Here is a 2125-nt window from a genome sequence, read left to right as displayed (position 1 = left end):
GCATCAGCACGGCAGGAATCGCCACCGCATAGAAAAAGGGGTCGGTGATCAGCGGGAAATCCATGGATTCAAGCGAAAAACATCAGTTACCCAGAAGGGACGGGCGCAAGCAGCTATTAAAACAATAGCAGACCGGAACCGAGGATGTATTTCACCACAGGCCGTCCATGCAATGGCGATCGCCTCAGACGCCCCCGTGCGCGAGGGGATGCCCAGTCACGGTCTGGGCTAGACACGCTCCAGAATCACCGCGATGCCCTGCCCTACTCCGATGCACATGGTGGCCAGCGCATAACGGCCGCCTCCCTTGTGCAACTGGTTGACGGCCGTGGTGGCCAGGCGCGCGCCCGAGGCGCCCAGCGGGTGACCCAGCGCGATGGCGCCGCCGTTGGGGTTGACGCGCGGATCGTCGTCCCGCACACCCAACATGCGCAGCACAGCCAGACCTTGAGCTGCAAAGGCTTCGTTGAGTTCGATCACGTCCATCTGCGCCATCGTGAGACCGGTGAGCGCCAGCACTTTTTGTGTGGCCGGGGCAGGGCCGATGCCCATGATGCGCGGCGCCACACCGGCAGTGGCCATGCCGACCACGCGCGCCTTGGGTGTAAGGCCGTTCTTTGCGGCAGTGGCTTCGTCGGCCAGCAGCAACGCGCAAGCGCCGTCATTCACGCCGCTGGCGTTGCCGGCGGTCACTGTGCCGTCSGGCCGCACCACGCCCTTGAGCYTGGCCAGCGCTTCGAGCGAGGTTTCACGTGGGTGTTCGTCTTTGCTCACCACGATGGGGTCGCCCTTTTTCTGGGCAATCGTCACCGGCGTGATCTCAGCGTCGAAGTAGCCGGCCTTTTGTGCGGCCACGGCTTTGAGCTGGCTGGCCAGCGCCATTTTGTCCTGGTCTTCGCGGCTGATCTTGTAGTCGGTAGCGACGTTCTCGGCCGTCTCGGGCATGGCATCAACGCCGTATTTTTCTTTCATCAGCTTGTTGATGAAACGCCAGCCGATGGTGGTGTCATACACCGCGTTTGCGCGGCTGAAGGCGCTCTCGGCCTTGGGCATCACAAAGGGCGCGCGGCTCATGCTCTCGACACCGCCGGCGATCATCAGGGTGGCCTCGCCCGACTTGATGGCACGTGCGGCGCTGCCCAAGGCATCCAGGCCCGAGCCGCACAGGCGGTTGATGGTGGAGCCCGGCACGTCCATGGGCAGGCCCGCCAGCAAGGCGGCCATGCGCGCCACATTGCGATTGTCTTCCCCGGCCTGGTTGGCGCAGCCGTAGAGCACATCTGTGACGGCCTGCCAATCCACGTTCGGGTTGCGCGCCATCAGCGCCTTGATCGGGATCGCACCCAGGTCGTCGGTGCGCACGCTGCTGAGGGCGCCGCCGTAGCGGCCGAAGGGGGTGCGGATGGCGTCGCAAATGAAAGCTTGGGTCATGGTGTGTGTGCGTTGAGAGAAGTGAGATCAGGCGGCCGCAATCGGCAGGCCCACCAGTTTTTCAAGTTCGGTGTGTGTGAGGCCTTCGACGGTGTCGATCAGCTTCAGACCCTGCGGTGTGCATTCCAGCGTGGCGATGTCGGAGTACACACGCTTGACGCAGGCGATGCCGGTCAGCGGATAAGTGCATTGCTGCACCAGCTTGCTGGCGCCCTGCTTGGTCAGCAAATCCATCATCACCCAGGTTTGCCGCGCGCCTATGGCGAGGTCCATGGCGCCACCCACTGCGGGAATCGCGCCTGGCTCGCCGGTGCTCCAGTTGGCCAGGTCGCCCGTGGCCGAGACCTGAAACGCGCCCAGTACGCAGATGTCGAGGTGGCCCCCGCGCATCATCGCGAAACTGTCGGCATGGTGGAAGAAGGAGCCACCCTTGAGCAGCGTTACCGGCTGCTTGCCGGCGTTGATCAGGTCATAGTCTTCCTCGCCTTCGGCAGGCGCAGGTCCCATGCCGAGAATGCCGTTTTCGCTTTGGAGAATAACCTCGCGCCCGGCCGGCAAATGGTTGGCTACCAGCGTGGGCTGTCCGATGCCGAGGTTGACGACGGCCCCGTCAAAAATGTCTTGCGCGACGCGGGCTGCGAGCTGGTCTTTGGTACGGCGTTGGTAGGTCATGGTCATGCCGCCTTTTTAAAAC

The 2125-nt window shown here is 63.4% G+C and carries 3 protein-coding genes; 1 reads left to right on the top strand and 2 read right to left on the bottom strand.

Translation table 11 applies throughout. From position 1 onward, the window contains the following. Positions 1-232: hypothetical protein (locus tag AC1D1X_RS21490; RefSeq protein WP_477699129.1), on the top strand; the 232-nt coding region annotated here is incomplete at its 5' end. Here AC1D1X_RS21490 and pcaF read toward each other — a convergent pair. Together pcaF and AC1D1X_RS21480 are read right to left on the bottom strand one after the other, a co-directional pair. Beyond that, positions 229-1431, bottom strand: a complete 1203-nt coding sequence (pcaF, locus tag AC1D1X_RS21485) for a 3-oxoadipyl-CoA thiolase (protein WP_477699128.1) — start codon at positions 1429-1431, stop codon at positions 229-231. The two genes, AC1D1X_RS21490 and pcaF, sit on opposite strands and share 4 nt — an antisense overlap. A gap of 27 nt (positions 1432-1458) precedes the next feature. Beyond that, the gene (locus AC1D1X_RS21480) at positions 1459-2109 is read right to left on the bottom strand and encodes a 3-oxoacid CoA-transferase subunit B (RefSeq protein ID WP_477668313.1); all 651 of its coding nucleotides are present in this window, start codon (positions 2107-2109) and stop codon (positions 1459-1461) included. Positions 2110-2125: the final 16 nt, after the last annotated feature.

It is taken from the genome of Polaromonas sp. P1_G4 (genome assembly GCF_056405475.1).
The sequence above is the reverse complement of the archived record's forward strand: the minus strand, read 5'-3'. Positions and strand labels throughout refer to the sequence as shown.